The 15,304-nt window shown below is 60.0% G+C and carries 15 protein-coding genes; 5 read left to right on the top strand and 10 right to left on the bottom strand.

Translation table 11 applies throughout. The annotated features are described in order from the left end of the window. Positions 1–125: 125 nt before the first annotated feature. The 3 genes from WA070_RS02455 to rnk all read left to right on the top strand — a co-directional run bounded on the left by WA070_RS02455 (position 126) and on the right by rnk (position 3,571). Positions 126–401 (top strand): hypothetical protein, encoded by a 276-nt coding sequence (locus WA070_RS02455; RefSeq protein ID WP_422632612.1) that lies wholly within the window; start codon positions 126–128, stop codon positions 399–401. 564 nt (positions 402–965) lie between these two features. Further along, entirely contained in the window at positions 966–2,669 is a 1,704-nt protein-coding gene (locus tag WA070_RS02450; RefSeq protein WP_422632611.1) for a recombinase family protein, read from the top strand. A gap of 494 nt (positions 2,670–3,163) precedes the next feature. Continuing rightward, positions 3,164–3,571 carry a nucleoside diphosphate kinase regulator gene (rnk, locus tag WA070_RS02445; RefSeq protein WP_169574392.1) on the top strand — a complete coding sequence of 136 codons (408 nt, stop codon included), beginning with the start codon at positions 3,164–3,166 and terminating at the stop codon, positions 3,569–3,571. 72 nt (positions 3,572–3,643) lie between these two features. On the opposite strand, the gene WA070_RS02440 is transcribed toward rnk, so the two are convergent. Then, positions 3,644–4,654, bottom strand: coding sequence for a rod shape-determining protein (locus WA070_RS02440; protein WP_169574391.1), 1,011 nt, complete (start codon positions 4,652–4,654; stop codon positions 3,644–3,646). A 200-nt stretch (positions 4,655–4,854) separates the two neighbouring features. Here WA070_RS02440 and WA070_RS02435 point away from each other — a divergent pair, with 200 nt between their 5' ends. Beyond that, positions 4,855–5,292, top strand: a complete 438-nt coding sequence (locus WA070_RS02435; protein ID WP_033965537.1) for a hypothetical protein — start codon at positions 4,855–4,857, stop codon at positions 5,290–5,292. Between the two features lie 489 nt (positions 5,293–5,781). Here WA070_RS02435 and WA070_RS02430 read toward each other — a convergent pair whose 3' ends face one another. The 7 genes from WA070_RS02430 to WA070_RS02400 form a co-directional block, all read right to left on the bottom strand. Further along, positions 5,782–7,209: an efflux transporter outer membrane subunit gene (locus WA070_RS02430; RefSeq protein WP_133722802.1), complete on the bottom strand. Its 1,428-nt coding sequence runs from the start codon at positions 7,207–7,209 to the stop codon at positions 5,782–5,784. Beyond that, complete coding sequence (locus WA070_RS02425; RefSeq protein WP_169574390.1) at positions 7,203–8,102, bottom strand: efflux RND transporter periplasmic adaptor subunit; 900 nt, start codon at positions 8,100–8,102, stop codon at positions 7,203–7,205. The genes WA070_RS02430 and WA070_RS02425 overlap by 7 nt, the downstream gene beginning before the upstream one ends. Position 8,103: 1 nt before the next feature. Continuing rightward, a complete protein-coding gene (locus tag WA070_RS02420; protein WP_169574389.1) occupies positions 8,104–8,328 on the bottom strand; it encodes a DUF1656 domain-containing protein in 225 nt (74 codons plus the stop codon). After that, positions 8,325–10,391, bottom strand: coding sequence for an FUSC family protein (locus WA070_RS02415; protein WP_422632614.1), 2,067 nt, complete (start codon positions 10,389–10,391; stop codon positions 8,325–8,327). Before WA070_RS02415 ends, WA070_RS02420 begins: the two co-directional genes overlap by 4 nt. Before the next feature lie 284 nt (positions 10,392–10,675). Then, entirely contained in the window at positions 10,676–10,828 is a 153-nt protein-coding gene (locus tag WA070_RS02410; RefSeq protein WP_422632610.1) for a hypothetical protein, read from the bottom strand. 49 nt (positions 10,829–10,877) lie between these two features. Continuing rightward, positions 10,878–12,047 carry a cystathionine gamma-synthase gene (metB, locus tag WA070_RS02405; protein WP_033965542.1) on the bottom strand — a complete coding sequence of 390 codons (1,170 nt, stop codon included), beginning with the start codon at positions 12,045–12,047 and terminating at the stop codon, positions 10,878–10,880. Positions 12,048–12,333: 286 nt separating this feature from the next. Further along, positions 12,334–12,744, bottom strand: coding sequence for a MarR family winged helix-turn-helix transcriptional regulator (locus WA070_RS02400; protein WP_422632609.1), 411 nt, complete (start codon positions 12,742–12,744; stop codon positions 12,334–12,336). 75 nt (positions 12,745–12,819) lie between these two features. On the opposite strand from WA070_RS02400, the gene WA070_RS02395 reads away from it, so the two are divergent. Next, positions 12,820–14,610 (top strand): chloride channel protein, encoded by a 1,791-nt coding sequence (locus WA070_RS02395; RefSeq protein ID WP_422632608.1) that lies wholly within the window; start codon positions 12,820–12,822, stop codon positions 14,608–14,610. 24 nt (positions 14,611–14,634) lie between these two features. Here WA070_RS02395 and WA070_RS02390 read toward each other — a convergent pair whose 3' ends face one another. Then, positions 14,635–14,937 carry a hypothetical protein gene (locus WA070_RS02390; protein ID WP_340266519.1) on the bottom strand — a complete coding sequence of 101 codons (303 nt, stop codon included), beginning with the start codon at positions 14,935–14,937 and terminating at the stop codon, positions 14,635–14,637. Positions 14,938–15,045: 108 nt separating this feature from the next. Continuing rightward, positions 15,046–15,285, bottom strand: coding sequence for a hypothetical protein (locus WA070_RS02385; protein ID WP_133722797.1), 240 nt, complete (start codon positions 15,283–15,285; stop codon positions 15,046–15,048). Between the last annotated feature and the right edge of the window lie 19 nt (positions 15,286–15,304).

Below are 15,304 nucleotides of genomic sequence, written 5' to 3'. Positions count from 1 at the left end.
TGGCGAACCGCAACCGGGGCTGGAAGAAGCGACCCCGGATCGTCTGCACCTGGTTCTCGACCTGACCCTTCTCCCATCCCGCCGCAGGCGAGCAGGCCGTGGGCTCGACCATATAATGGTCGGTCATGGATCCGCGTCATCCGCAGCCGGTCACGCCTGCCGCGCAGCTCGTTCTCTTCCAGCTGCGTGTTCAGGCGCTCTTGGAACGGACCGATCCTGGGCAGCGGCTGAACCTTGCGCTGATAATCAAAGGCGCCCTCCGGCGCTCGGACCGCTTTGCGGATGACCTTCCGCGACACATGCAGATCCCGTGCGATCGCCTTGATCGCCTTGCCTCCGGCATACTCGCGCCGGATCCGAACAACTATCTCCAAAACCGACATCCCGATCTCGCCGCCTGAAAATCCAGCCAGCTGCTTAAACCATCGAAATGACGGGTCCCCTTTTAGACGCCGATCACTCCGCTAACGGGGTCCTTTTTGCACGCCGATCCACACCTTTAGCAAAATATCGCGTCATACTCCCCAATATGGCCACCAAGACTACCCGAATGCCTCTCGCGCCGAAAAACCAGCAGCTACAGCATGCGCTGCTCCTCGGCTGACCGCCGGACGGTACGCAACTGCGTTTTCGGACGGACTGAGGTGAAATCCGTTATGTCTGGTTGAGACTCAATCAGTCGTTCACGCCTTGGTGCCGGAACGACCTAATTTGGTCGACTCCCGCCGGGAGTAGCAGAAGACGGACTGCACACGCGAAATGAATATATTCCGACGATTAACCGAATAGAGCCGACGGCAGCACGCCGCGAGGAATGATCGATCACGATCCTAAGGCCCCCCGAACCAGCGGTTGGGATCGCGCGAACAGCATAACAGCGCGCTGCAATTTTGATATCTTCCTCAGATTGGCAAGCATGATCAAATCTGTAGACTGACCCCAAAGCTCATCTCTGGAGACTCCAAATGCCCCGCGTAGCGCTTTATGCCCGCTATTCCGACGACAAGCAGAGCCCTGCATCCATTGACGACCAGTTTTTGATATGCCGTGAACAGGCGGCGCGCGAAGGCTGGCGGATTGTCGCCAATTATAAGGATGCAGCGATCTCGGGCGCGAGCGTCATACTGCGTCCCGGCATCCAGTCACTTTTGCACGATGCGCAGATGGGGCGCTTCGACATTCTGCTGGCCGAGGCGTTGGATCGGGTGTCGCGCGACCAGGCCGACGTCGCCACGCTCTACAAGAATCTCCAGTTCGCCGGCGTGAAGATCGTCACCCTGGCAGAGGGTGAAGTTTCCGAATTGCATGTCGGCCTCAAGGGCACGATGAACGCGCTGTTCCTCAAGGATCTTGCGAAGAAGACCCATCGCGGTCTGCGCGGCCGCGTCGAGAAGGGCAAATCCGGGGGCGGGCTTTGCTTTGGCTATGATGTCGTGCGACGCTTCTCCAGCGAAGGCGAACCTGTCCATGGTGAGCGGAGCATCAATGCCGCGGAAGCTGAAGTCATTCGCCAGGTTTTTCGACAGTTCGCCAACGGGCTCAGCCCCCACGCAATCGCCTGTCGTCTGAATGATGCCGGGATTTCAGCCCCAACGGGCAAGCTATGGACATCGACCACGATCCGCGGCCACGCCAAGCGCGGCACCGGCCTGCTCAACAATGAACTCTATATCGGCAAACTTGTCTGGAACCGGCTGCGCTATTTGAAGAACCCGCAAACCGGCAAGCGCGTCTCCCGCATCAATCCCAAATCCGAATGGATTGTGACCGAGGTTCCTGACCTGCGGATCGTGGATGAAGAACTCTGGCAGGCTGTGAAGGCAAGGCAGGAAAATATCGCGATCCAATATGCCGACGTCATCGAGGCAACTCGCTCCGCCCATACAGCTCTTAATCGCACGCATCGCCCGAAAAGCCTTCTCTCCGGCCTGGTTTACTGCGGCTGCTGCGGCGGTCCTTATTCCCTTCGCGGGCAGGAGCGGTTTGCCTGTTCGAACCATGTTGATACGAAAAGCTGCTCGAACGGGCATAGCATCACGCGCGACAAACTCGAAGAGCGCGTCGTTGATGGTCTGCGCGATCGCATGATGACCCCGGAGGTCGCAGCAGAGGCCATTAGGACCTATGTCGAGGAGAGCAACCGGATCAACCACCAGCGCCGCGCGTCAGAAAGTGCTGATCGAACCGAGCTGCAGAAAGTCCTCAAGGCGATCAAGGGCCTCGTGACACTCGCAAAGGCAGGCAAGGGCACACGCGCGCTTGTCGATGAGTTATTGGAGCTGGAAGCCCAGGAAGATGCGATCCGCGCTCGTTTGGCTGCGGCCCCTGCTGATGTGCCTGACATCCATCCCAACATCTCCGAGATTTATCGGCGCAAGGTGGAACGACTGACGCACGCACTATCGCAGCCGGAAGAGCGCCAGGAAGCCGCGGATGCGTTGCGGGCGCTGATCGAGCGGATCGAGCTTACGCCCGGCGCGAAGCGTGGTGAGGTCAACGCCATGCTCTACGGCGAGTTTGGCAGGATCCTGGAATGGATCGAACAGCGTCGATTGGCCGAGAATGCACAAGGCCCCGGCGCTTTCGCGTCGGGGCCTTGTGGACTGTCGGTTTCGGTGGTTGCGGGAGTAGGACCTTTCACTCAACTGCCACCTTTGATAACCCTATGATCTATAAAACAATTTTAAGATTTCAAATACAGAGCACCCCCTTATGTACCCCACATTGCAAGATATGCGATGAAATGCCCTGAGATTTGGTCAAACCGCTCTCGGTTCCACCGACATCTGTTCAGAGCAGAGATGCACGAGTTTAACATACCTATTATTATCAAACCGCAATCGCCGCGCTAGATGGAGATGTCATCCCCGCCGTTGATGGCGCGTGACTTGGATAATTTTGAGCTCATCGGTAACTAATATCGCTCGAACGCGAGAAAGTGGTGCCGCGTTTGACAATCCTTGGATCAACCTCCACATTGAAACGATGAGCACCGTCAATCTTTTGCAGCGTGTCCGCACGCACGCGGGTCAACTCCTGACCGGCAAATAGCCCCGGACTCCCTTGCGGCTTCCCGCTCGAGTTCGGGGTCGCTACCTTTCACACACATACATACGAGTGCGGCGCAAGCATTTGCGCGCCCGTCACATGAAAGTATCATATCATGACCCGCCCCGCGGCGCGCCCCCCAATACATCTTTTGGACAGCGAAGCTGACCGCCTCTCCGACCTGGCTATGAGCATTGAAGACCGCCAGCCGGAGGTCAGTGCTTTGCTCCTGTCCGAGATTGAACGCGCCAAAATTCATCGTCCAGGAAAGCTGCCAACCGGGATTGTGACGATGCTTTCGACGGTCGAATTCGTCGATGAAGGGAGCGACACGCGCCGAACCCTCAAGCTGGTATTTCCGCCTGACGCAGACATCGAAGCCGGACGAATATCGATACTGACGCTCGTGGGTGCAGGCCTGATCGGATTGGCAGAAGGTCAATCGATTCTCTGGCCGGATCGCGAACATCACGAGCGACGGCTTCGGATCGTCAAGGTGACCCGGGACGGCGAACTGCCGTGACGGCCGATCGCGAATATCGAGCAGCCTGATAGTGCTAAAACTCAGTGATGCGCGATCGAGCCCTGCCCGACTTCAGACCATCATAGCGCCAAGACCCTTCGCGACGCAGCGAAGGGGTTCGTCGGCGACGTGCGTTCGCAGGCCTGTCGCCTGCGTTATAGCATGCTGAAGAATCTTCACTGAGGCACTGCCACCGCTGAGGTAGATCCCGCGATCATGAATATCGCGGGATAGCTCTGGCGGTGTCTCGTTCAAAGCGTCTCGAACAACGTCTACGATAAGAGCCGCATGGCGGTCGATAACGCCGATTAATTCTTGCGCGCTGACACAAAAAGTAGCGGGGCCTCCCGACAAAACGTTATGGCCTTTCAATTCCAGATCCGACGTATTGGATTGATCGTCAAAGAGTCGCTCAGAGATCTCCAGCTTTACGCGTTCGGCTGTTTCTTGCCCGATCAGAAACTTATGCCTGGAATGAAGATGATCGATGATAGCCTGGTTTAGGGCATGCCCGCCGATACGCACCGACCGTTGAACGCAAAGTGCACCAAGTGAGAGCACGCCGACTTCCGTCGTCCCGGCGCCACATTCTATGAGCATCGAACCTTCCGGCTCTTCCACGGGTAGTCCCGCCCCGAACGCTGCTGCGAGCGGCTCGGGCACCAGTTCAACAACGCGGACACCGGCATCGTTGGCGGTTGTTACCAAGGCGGTTCTCTCGGCATGTGTCGCATCGGCGGGCACTCCGATGATCGCGCGCGGTGATCGGAGTCGACGGCGACCGATGCTTGCATGGATCGCATGGCGCAACATTTCGCGGCCAGCTTCGATGTCGTTCAACACCCCACGGGCCAAGGGACGCGCTATGCGAAGCGGCCCCGACGTTCGACCGACCATGCGAGTGACGGCTTCACCAACAGCGAGCAACTTCGGTTCCCAGGTCTCATCGCTGAAGCAGCAAAGCGAGGGTTCTTCGAACACGATTCCAGAACCGCGCACATAGATCCGCGTGTTCGCTGTTCCAAAATCGATCGCAAGGTCGGCAGCACCTCTTTTGAGGGCTGCATGCTGTGTCGTTGTCATAAGGACGCCCTAGCAGAATCTAGCTGGTTTGTATTCCTCGTGGGCATCGCGTGCGTTAACACCACGGTAGCCCGACATGCTGCCAGCGTTCAGGTCGGTTCGCTCAGCTTGTTGTGGTGCCGCCTTTCCTTAACGATAGAAACTTCACCCTCTCAGTCTTGCTATTTATATCGTAACGCGATATATAATGAGAAGCAGAAATGGAGGGGATTGCGGTCGAGCGAGTCACCGGAATCGGTGGCGAACTGACCCGTCCACATTCGATGAACATGCTTGATATCGCTTTCGAAGCAATCACGGCAGTCTTGGGCGGTCTAGCAGCCGCACTGGTGCTTACATGGCTGGGCTGGACTGCCTTCAAGGTCGTCCGCCATCCCGAATGGGGGCCGCCAGCCATGCTGGTTTTGCTCGTGGCAGTTTCTGGTGGTGCCCTCAGATCGAGCGACTTCCTGCGCATGGTGGTTCTGTTTAGCGCAATCGCGGGCATGCTCGTTTGGGCCGAAGGCGGCGACTGGCGCGAACGCCACAAATCAAAAGGACGAAACGCGAGTCCCGATGCACACCCTTCGTCTGAGAGTGGCGCATTACCATCCACGCGGGGAGCCAAATTCCTGGATCGAAATCACCTGAAAGGATGACGTAATGCCACGTACCTTGGCCATCTATCCTGCGATCGTGGCATGCATCAACGAAACGCGCTTGCCGGAGCGACAGGAGATCGAACTGGTTGCCGCTCGCGTGTGGAATGAGACCCGGGACGCAAAGACGCGGCGGTCGTCGATGCTTGTCCCCGGATCAGCGGAGCACAGGAAAGTCCTTCGAGTTGCCGTAGTAGCGCTCGGTGTCAGAGGCGAAACTGCCATCACGAAAATGCTCGAACGACTGAACGACAGGCACACAAAGCTTTAGGGAACCGAATTCGCGGGGGAGCTTAAAACAAAGGACCGATATTGTGACAACCACCGGCCTAATCGTTGCGGCGGTAGCTGCTCTCGTCGTGCTCGGGTACATTGGTTGGATAACGCGACGCGCGAAGACAGGATCAGGCGCTGCTGCACCCCGTCAAAGACAGGGCTGATGCATTTTGTCGATCTCATGGCCGCGAACAACCGCCGTGTGCAGTTTTCTCATTGCTTTGACGGTGTTGACCATCCTCCCCCGAGGGCCAAAAAAAGCGCAATCTGATCGCGATTGATATCGGTCTGCGCGGCTGTAACGGCTTGCTCGGCAATGATCCGACTGCGCTGGGCATCCAGCGCAACCAGACCTCCCAGCTTGCCACCCCGCCGCAAAGCGGCCGTTCGCTCGGAGACCTGTACCGCGCCATCGCGTGCCGCTTTCAAATCTTCCAGTCGCACAAGATCGGCCGCATAGTTGTTCAGTGCGCTTTCCACCTCCCGCAAGGCGCTCAGCACCGTGCCGTCAAAGGCCGCGAGATTAGCGCGTGTCTGCGCCTCGCTCTGCGAAATTCGCGCCCGAATTGCGCTTCGGTGGATGTTCCAGCTGATCAATGGGCCAATGCCAAACCGATTGGTCAACGACGATAGCAGGTCTGTCGCAGCGCCGGTGGAGCCAAGCGAAGCCCCGAGTTTGATGTCGGGATAGAGCGCGGCCGTTGCTATACCGATCCGTGCCGTCGCCGCAGCCAATCGGCGTTCGGCCGCGCGAACATCGGGTCGTCGCTTGAGCAGCCCCTGTCCGTCCCCAACCGGCATCAGCGAGCGCAGCACCAACGGCGCGTGACATCCTAGCAGGCCGTGATCGAATTCTGCAGGCACCCGTCCCATCAACGTCGCAATGCGGAATACAGCGTTCCGCTGGCCTGCTTCCATGCGGGGCAAGCGCGCCCTGGTGTTTGCCAGCAGGCTTAGCTGGCGATCCTGCTCGAACTTCGGCGCACGGCCATGCGCAATCATAAGGCGGGTGAGGCGCAGGTCTTCGTCCAGTACAGCAATTAGCTGGCGAAGGTCCGCGATCTCGTGCCCGGCGTTGCAGACATCGGCATAGGCCTGCGCTGTCTGGGCCGCGACGTTGATCCGGACCAGATCGCGGGCGGCAACCGCGGCTTCGTCCTCGGCGGTGGCTGCCTCGACACCGCGCCGGATCCCGCCAAACAGGTCAAGGTCGTAACTGATCGAAAGCCCGCCATTGTAGATCTGATGTTCCGGCGGTTGGACATGTTGCATGACCGCTTCTGCTGAAGGCTGCGCCCAGCTCGTCTCCAGATTTGCGGTGCCTCCGACCTCTCGACCGGTTCGTGCCTCGGCGAGCAGCGCGTCACTGCGCTGAAGATTGGCTTCGGCAACCCGCAGGTCGGTGTTGGCGATGAGCGCTTGTTCGATCAAACGGTTCAAAACCTGGTCGTCGAATAGCTTCCACCATTGATCGGGTAGCGGATCGTTAGTGGTCCCCTGCCCGCCGGATATAAACGCGCCCTGCCCTTTTGGCGCGTTGACGAGGGCCTCGTCCGGCATCCGATAATTCGGGCCAACGGTTGCGCAGGCGGACAGGCAGAAGAGCGCGAGCGGCGCCAGCAGCCGGCGAAGGTTCACCATGGCAGGCTCCGGCGAACGGGCACATCGACAGCGCGGGCATGAACGATCACGGTCGCCGTTTGGCCCGGGATCAGCCGGACATTACTGGGCACTTTGTCGATTTTGATTCGCACAGGAATGCGCTGCGCCAATCTGACCCAGGTGAAGGACGGGTTGACGTTGGCAAGTTGTGCTTCCCCCCCGGCGCGTTCCCGATCTTCGACCCCGGCGGCGATGCTTTCGACATGACCGGTGATTTCGTCAGCGACGCCCATCAGGTAAACGCTCGCGGGATCGCCGAGATGGATAGCGGGCAATTTCGTTTCCTCGAAATACCCCTCCACCCGCAGCGACTGGCCATAGACAAGCGCGACCGCTGGCTTTCCGGCGTTCAGGTAGACGCCAGGCTGTAGCGTCATGTTCGACACCGTCCCGTCGACGGGCGCACGTACATAGGTACGATCCAGATTGAGCCGCGCCAGATTGCGCGCGGCAATGGCCTGATCCAGTCCAGTCCTAAGGGCATCGACCCGCGCCCGCCCCTGCTCGATCACCTCGGCCGCCAGCAACTCGGTCATCGAACGATTGCGACGATCCTCCCGCGCGGCCTGCGCCAGGCTCACCCGCTGGGTCGCCAGGTTCGCGTCAGCCTGATCGAGTGCCAGCTGATAGCGTGGGCGGTCGATGACCAGCAGGATCTGGCCCTTGCGCACGACCTCATCGTCACGGATGCGCACTTCGGTGACAAGCCCACTGACATCAGCGGCGACCGGCACGAGATCGGCCCGAACCTTGCCGTCACGCGTCAGCGGTTCAACCTGGTAGCGCATCCACAAGGCGTAGATTGCCGCGAGCACGATGCAGATCACCAGCGCGGTGACCGCTGTGCGCAGAAGGGAACGACGATGGATCATATCAGGATACCAGAGCACGGGAGAGGAAGTTGTCGGCAAGGAAGGTCAGAGCCCACCAAAGCGTCGCGAACAGCGCCAGCTCGAGAACGCCCGGGTGCCAAAGCAATTGGGAGAAAGGGAGGCGCTGCAGCAGATTGCGAAGACAATAAGCGAGGGTTCCCGCTACAACCGCCCAGACGAGCGCGGCTGGCATATAGATGCCAAAGAGATGCAGTTCCTCGATCATCGCGCGCGCGCACTCTCGAAAGGCAGCGCTGCCGGGAACAGGTTGCACCGCATACCGACGAGCGCCAGCAGCGCTTGATGGCGTGGCGCAAGCTGCGCGCTCGCAAGCATATCGTCGATTGCTGCATCGATCGCTTCAAGCAAAGACACCGGGGGTGACACGGCTTCACCGGCTTGTCGGCGCGCGCGAAATAAGGAGGATGTCTCAGACAGCACCATGCCGAGGGCGTGACGGACGTCATGGGGCACGGCGACCAGCGCGCGCCGGATCGGGATGATGTTCCGGCCGATACGCAGGTCGGCAAGACCATCGGTCTCGTGTAGCGCATCGCCGGCGGGCGCAACCGCCATGCGCGCCGCGATCTGTCCCAGCCGATCGACTGCCAGGCCCGTCCAGCGTTCGGCTTCGAACGGTCTGCGAATGTTAGCGAGTTGCTCGAGATCAGCCCAATTTCCCCGTACGATCCGGCGCGCCGTCCACAGCACATTGGTCGAACGAAACAACTTGGTCACGGCGAGCGTGGTCACGACACCCCCCACCTGGGCAAGCCCGGTGTTGATGAACACGGCAAAGTCCGCCTGAAAGCGCGCCAGAAAACCAAGGCCGACGATGAAACAGGAAAACATCGGTAAAGCCCGTGCGGACCGCGGCGGGTCGGCTTGGATATACCCCATCCAGAGCAGCGCTGGCGCAAGAGTGACGATCAGCATTCCGTAGCCATCGACACGCGGCAAGATCGCAAACAGGTAGAGCGCCGCCAGAGGGAATGTCATCAGCGTCGCGCCAAGGTAACGGCCAATCACGGGCGCCGGGTCGTCCTGCACCGCGAACGAGCAGGTGATTAACGCGGCAAAGGCAGCCGTGGCCGATCCATTGGGCCAGGCCAGAAGAATCCACACTGCGCAATAGAGCGCGATCGCCGTGGCTGTTGCGAGCCCAGCAAGCGCCGCGACGCTATGGTCCCGCGCAAGCGGGTAGCTTTCGCTAACCGTTTCCGGCGTGACAGGCTGTGGCCCTTCGGGCGCACCCCCAATTTGCTGGACGAGCCGGCGGCTGTCATCCAGCGCTTCCAGAAACTCAGCCACGCGCTCGCAGACGCTGACGACCAAAAGCCCCTCCCAGTCGGCTGTTTGTTCATGAAGAGCTGCCAGGGCTCGACACCGATCAACAAGCGCACGCTCAACAGCGCCAGGCGTGTCGATCACGCCCCCAAGCCAGAGGATGACGTCGTCAATCAGCGCCTCAAGCGGGGCGTCGAGCGGCGAAAGCTCCCGCAGAAGGTCGAGCCGGTTTGCTGCAGCCGATGCCAGTGGCAGCACCGTTGCCAGACGTTCTTGCAGGCTCAGAACCAACCGTCGCGTTGCTGGCGCCGCGCGTTGATCAAACGGAAGGTGGATGGCGATCATGCCAAGTTCGGTCACGTCGGCGGCAAGGGTCCGACGATGCTCATATTCCAGCGCCGTATGGCGGCTTCCAAGCGCCTCGGCGGTCCAGCGGGACGCATGCGCGAGAAACGCTTCCGCCTTGCTGCGGATGACCGGGGTGGCGCTCCATGGCTGGAGCAGGGCGTGCGCGATCGAAACGCACACGATGGCCACCGTCATTTCCTCGACCCGGGATATGGTTGTGGTGAAGATATTACCCGGGTCGTCGAGATAAGGGAAACTGATCACGGCTGAGCTGAACGCTGCCATCTGGAACAGGAAGGCACGCGGCGTACGGTCGAGAACGGCAAGATAGATGCAAAAGCCTGTCCAGGCCGCCAGGCATAATATCAGAAGCTCGGGCGAATTCTGCAGGTTCGGAACTAGCGCGACCGTAACCACAGCACCCGTCACTATACCGCCGAGACGATAGAAGATCTTGGGCCTGAAGGCCCCTGCCATAGGTTGCGCGGTGACGTAGACGGTGAGAAGTGCCCACCATGGGCGCGGCAAGCTTGCGGAAAAGGCGATCGCAAGCGTAGCCGCTGCAGCAATATAACTGCTGAAGGAAAAGAGAAACTTCTGAGAGTCGATCGCGAAGAAGGGCTGCGCTGCGCCCGCGCTAGTCTGTACTGGCATGAAGATGGCTATCGCGTCGCTGTACAGACCGACGGCAAAAGCGACGGTCATTGTGAGAACATCGTCCGAAGACGAGCGCCTATTGCCTCACGGAAGCCGGTCTCCGAAGTTCAAAATATTTATGGCATAGCGCAAATATATTGCGGTACGTCTCCACGCGCATTTGGGGTGAACATCACCAGCGACCTCAGCGGAGGTGGGAAAGCGTGAACAGGAGGGTTATCGCGACACCAAAAGCAAGGATCATCACTCCAGAAATGCGCATTGCATAGCGGGCGGGATCCTCATCGGTCAGCGGTTAAGCGAGCCGGCGCATGGCATTCATGGCGCAGCACTGACCACCATCGGCGCACCAGATTCTGGCGGAACGCCAGATGGAATCCCAGAACGATCAGAATTAGCCCCAGTAGATCGATGAGTATGACAGCTGTGGGCATGGCTCGCCTCCTTTCGCCTAGTGGTCGAATTCGGCGGTGAGTCGTCGCTTCAACATGCGGACAACCCAAGATCGAGCCCTGCGATCAAATCCCTTTCATCTTCCAGGCCAACCGACAGACGCAGCAGGCCATCGCTGATGCCAGCGATGCGGCGGGCCTCATCACCCATATCTGCATGGGTCATCGTCGCAGGGTGTGCGACGAGGCTTTCGACGCCTCCGAGCGATTCCGCCAGCGTGAACATACGAACATGCGATATAAAGCGACGGACCGCCTCGACACCACCGACAAGCTCGAAGCTGAGCATCGCGCCATAGCCTCTTTGCTGACGGCGGGCGATCGTGTGGCCTGGATGGGATTTGAGACCCGGGTAATGCACCCGCGCCACTGCAGCATGATGCTCGAGATGATTGGCGATCACGGTTGCGGTCAGTTGCTGCCGTTCGATGCGAGGAAACAGCGTACGCAAGCCGCGTAAGGTGAGCCAGGCGTCAAAGGGCGCGCCGATGGAGCCGACGACATTCGCCCATTTACGCAGCACCTCGACCTGTGCGGGATCAGCCGCGATGATCGCGCCACCGATAACGTCGGAGTGGCCATTCAGATATTTGGTCGTGGAATGAATGACGTAATCGGCACCGAGCGTCAGCGGTCGCTGCAGCGCGGGCGAAAGGAAGGTGTTGTCGACAGCAACCGCGGCACCGGCACTTTTGGCCTTGGCGGCGATCGCCGCTATATCGACGATCCGCATGAGGGGGTTGCTCGGGGTTTCGATCAGAACGAGGGCCGGCACGTCCTCAAGCGCGGCATCGAGTGCCCTGTCATTCGACTGATCGACGAAGACGACCTGAAACTGGCGGCGTTCGGCGCGCGCATTCAACAGGCGATAGGTGCCGCCGTAGCAATCGTGAGGCGCGAGGACGAGATCATCGGGGCCAAATTGACCAAGAAGAAGATCGATCGCGGCCATGCCGCTCGAGGTAATGACGGCCCCCGCGCCACCCTCAAGCTTTGCAAGTGCGTCGGCGAGCAGATCGCGGCTAGGATTGCCGGATCGGCCATAATCATGAGCACGCGGTTGGTCATAGCCTTCGAACGTATAGGTGCTGGACATGTAGAGCGGCGGCGTTACCGCGCCGAAGGCCGTATCGCTCGCGACTCCATGCGAGGCAGCGATTGTTTCCAGAGCAGGGCGCCCCGGGGAAAGATTCTCAGTCATTGCGCTGGCGCCCTTCGCTCACTTCGCGGCGGGACACTCCCGAGCGAGACACCTTTGTCCCAGGATCTGGATGTGCCCTGGAGAGTCGGTTTTCGTCATTATCTGCACAACCTCAACATTGTGGCCCCCGCGCGCTCCGGTCTGCCAAAGCAGAATCCTCTCCGGGCGCGTTTATTGGGGGGCAATTCGTATGCGAACAGGTTGACGGTAACATGAGCATAAGACAAACGAGTATTATTGCCGGTTAATAGCAATATTTTTGTGGATTTACCTGCGTGGAGCCACCCTAACCGAATTTGGCCAATAGATCCGCAAGGAGAGGTTTCAGCCGACGGATCTCCTCGCAATGGGTCGCAGATAAAGCAGCGAGCATCGTTTCCGCCTTAGGTGTGATCCGAAGCATTGCCCGACGGCGGTCGACGCTTGCCTCGTGCCGGGTAACCAGCTCAAGCGCCTCCAGTCGATCAACCAGTCCGGTTGCGCTATGCGGCTTGAGGATAAGCCGCTCGGCGATAATGCCGACGGTCACCTCGGCCGGAGACGCCGCGCGGATTGCCAATAAGGCCTGATGCTGTTGGGGCGTGAGACCAACATTCGTCGCATTCGCCTCGCTGAATGCCTGGAAACGACGCAACGCATGGCGAAAGTCGGCCAGCGCAATGTAATCCTCATCCGTCAACGCAACGCTATTTGTCATGCAACCCCATCTCACCCATTGAATTATATCGCACTGCGATATAACGGATCGCCCACACCGTATCAAAGGCGATTCATGACGTCCGCAGCAAAAGCCATATCAGAAACACATCGTCTGGCCGACCATAGCGCGAATTGGCGCATGCTCATGCTCGCCGCCATGGCGCTCGTCGTCGGCACGGGCGGCGCGCTCGGCGCCTGGATCCTGATCCGCCTGATCGCGATCGCTACCAACCTGTTCTGGTTTGGGCGGCTTTCGGCGCAATCGGTGTCTATAACCGATACCACCGTCGGATTGTGGATCATCGCCATTCCGATCATCGGGAGCCTGATCGTCGGGCTGATGGCCCGCTATGGCTCCGATAAAATTCGTGGGCATGGTATCCCCGAGGCGATCGAGACGATCTTGTATGGCGAGAGCCGGTTGTCGCTCAAGGTCGCGATCCTGAAGCCGCTTTCGTCTGCGGTATCGATCGGCAGCGGCGGCCCCTTCGGCGCGGAAGGACCGATCATCATGACCGGCGGCGCGATCGGATCGCTGTTCGCGCAATGCTTTCATCTGAGCGCGGCCGAGCGCAAGACATTGCTCGTGGCCGGCGCCGCAGCCGGGATGACGGCGATCTTTGGTACGCCGCTCGCCGCGATTCTGCTGGCGATCGAGGTGCTGCTCTTCGAATGGAAACCCCGCAGCTTCGTGCCGGTCGTGGTCGGTGTTATAGTTGCGTTTGCATGGCGCCCCTGGCTGATTGGCAGCGGCGCCATGTTTCCGTTTGTCGCGCTCACCCCGACGGGCCTTTGGCCAATCGCGGCGGCGGCGGGCGTTGGTATTGTCGTGGGACTCGAGGCGGCCCTGCTCTCGACATCCCTCTACCGCGTCGAGGATCTGTTTCACCGACTGCCAGTTCACTGGATGTGCTGGCCGGCAATCGGCGCCATCGTGGTTGGTTTCGGCGGCCTGATCGATGCCCATGTGCTGGGCGCAGGTTATCAGAGCATCCAGGCCTTGCTGGACGGGTCGCTGACAACGCGGGTCGTCGTTGCGCTGCTCGTCGTCAAGGCGGTCGTCTGGCTCGTAGCGCTGGGTTCGGGGACATCGGGCGGTGTGCTGGCGCCGTTGCTGATTTTGGGCGGCGCGGCCGGGTGTCTGCTCGGACATCTCCTGCCAGGTGGCCCCGGCTTCTGGGCCATGATCGGCATGGCAGGCATCATGAGTGGTGCCATGCGGGCGCCCATTACCGGCGCCCTTTTTGCCGCTGAACTCACGGGCCATTTCGACGCTCTGCCGCTTACCGTCACGGCGGCAGCCTGCGCATATGCCGTCAGCGTCCTGTTGATGCGTCGATCGATCCTGACCGAAAAAATTGCGCGGCGGGGTCGCCACATTCTCCAGGAATACAGCGTTGATCCACTGGACCTCGTGCAAGCCGCTCAATTGATGACACGCGATCCCGCCACGCTTCCGGGTACAATGACGATCGCTACGGCCGCAACCTTCTTTGCCGATGGTGCGGATCATCGTAGCTATCCCGTTGTCGATGACGATAATGCGCTGCTTGGCCTCGTCTCCCGAACGGATGCCTTGCGGTGGCAGGTTGGCGAGCATCCCGCCGATACCAGCCTTGCCGAAACGCTCTCCGACGCATCGCTTCTTGTCGCCTACCCCGCGACGCCGATCGGCGTGGTGGCCGACCTCATGGTCGATTCCGGGGTCGGCCGGATACCGATCGTCGAACCGGGCAGCCGCCGCGTCGTCGGCATTCTTTCCCGCCAGGATCTGTTGAAGGCACGCAGCGCGCATCGCCAATCGGAAACCGGTCGTGCCCGTTTTGTCAGTCCGTCGAGCAAAGCGCCAGAAACTGCACTGTAGAACGGCATAGAAGCCTCTCGGGAATCAGTGCTTATCAAGTTCGCGACGGATCGAGATTTGTGCGACCCGCGCGCCTTCGCCGTGCAGCGCCGTCGTCCAGACGATGTCCGCAGCGTAATAATCATCGATAGTGGTCCTCTGGGAGTAGACGCACTCGATCACTTCAGGATTACGGCGTTGCAGCTGGCAGCGCGCACCAGCACGCACCAATATCGCTTGGGCATCCGGTAGCGGCATGCCGATCGGTAGGGCGGCGGCGACAGCAGCTTGCGCTGCCGGCAATTGGTCCGTTTGGCCAAAAGCTGTCTCAATGTCCGCGAACCGCAAAGTCGGAGCGGCCGGATGCTCAGGGGTGCCAGCATATACTGCGGAGGTAGCCAAGCCGACAACCAGAACTGGTAGCCACTGCGGCGATATAAGCCACGAGCGCACGGTCTAGGCGCTGGCCAAGGCAGGCGTGCGCGACATGATCGCTTCATCGACTGCCTCGTTTATCAGAATGGCGAGCTTCGCGCCAGCAAAGCGGGCGCTCGGAAGATGCCACACTCTGCCAACGACGTAGGCCTTGCGGTCGATCTCGACCTCTTCACCGCACGAAGGCAGGGCGTCAAAATGCATTGCGCCCTTGTCTTTGGCGGTACCGACGTCAACGCCGTGATAGACGGTGATGAGCATTTCTCTTTCTCCAGAAGGG

Origin of the sequence: Sphingobium sp. (genome assembly GCF_049304695.1) — a bacterium.
GTDB lineage: Bacteria > Pseudomonadota > Alphaproteobacteria > Sphingomonadales > Sphingomonadaceae > Sphingobium.
The sequence above is the reverse complement of the archived record's forward strand: the minus strand, read 5'-3'. Positions and strand labels throughout refer to the sequence as shown.

What these genes read in the sequence shown, in the direction of transcription:
- WA070_RS02455 (WP_422632612.1), top strand. Translation starts at nt 126, where the DNA reads ATGGATCCGCGTCATCCGCAGCCGGTCACGCCTGCCGCGCAGCTCGTT.
- WA070_RS02450 (WP_422632611.1), top strand. Translation starts at nt 966, where the DNA reads ATGCCCCGCGTAGCGCTTTATGCCCGCTATTCCGACGACAAGCAGAGC.
- rnk (WP_169574392.1), top strand. Translation starts at nt 3,164, where the DNA reads ATGACCCGCCCCGCGGCGCGCCCCCCAATACATCTTTTGGACAGCGAA.
- WA070_RS02440 (WP_169574391.1), bottom strand. Translation starts at nt 4,654, where the DNA reads ATGACAACGACACAGCATGCAGCCCTCAAAAGAGGTGCTGCCGACCTT.
- WA070_RS02435 (WP_033965537.1), top strand. Translation starts at nt 4,855, where the DNA reads ATGGAGGGGATTGCGGTCGAGCGAGTCACCGGAATCGGTGGCGAACTG.
- WA070_RS02430 (WP_133722802.1), bottom strand. Translation starts at nt 7,209, where the DNA reads ATGGTGAACCTTCGCCGGCTGCTGGCGCCGCTCGCGCTCTTCTGCCTG.
- WA070_RS02425 (WP_169574390.1), bottom strand. Translation starts at nt 8,102, where the DNA reads ATGATCCATCGTCGTTCCCTTCTGCGCACAGCGGTCACCGCGCTGGTG.
- WA070_RS02420 (WP_169574389.1), bottom strand. Translation starts at nt 8,328, where the DNA reads ATGATCGAGGAACTGCATCTCTTTGGCATCTATATGCCAGCCGCGCTC.
- WA070_RS02415 (WP_422632614.1), bottom strand. Translation starts at nt 10,391, where the DNA reads ATGCCAGTACAGACTAGCGCGGGCGCAGCGCAGCCCTTCTTCGCGATC.
- WA070_RS02410 (WP_422632610.1), bottom strand. Translation starts at nt 10,828, where the DNA reads ATGCCCACAGCTGTCATACTCATCGATCTACTGGGGCTAATTCTGATC.
- metB (WP_033965542.1), bottom strand. Translation starts at nt 12,047, where the DNA reads ATGACTGAGAATCTTTCCCCGGGGCGCCCTGCTCTGGAAACAATCGCT.
- WA070_RS02400 (WP_422632609.1), bottom strand. Translation starts at nt 12,744, where the DNA reads ATGACAAATAGCGTTGCGTTGACGGATGAGGATTACATTGCGCTGGCC.
- WA070_RS02395 (WP_422632608.1), top strand. Translation starts at nt 12,820, where the DNA reads ATGACGTCCGCAGCAAAAGCCATATCAGAAACACATCGTCTGGCCGAC.
- WA070_RS02385 (WP_133722797.1), bottom strand. Translation starts at nt 15,285, where the DNA reads ATGCTCATCACCGTCTATCACGGCGTTGACGTCGGTACCGCCAAAGAC.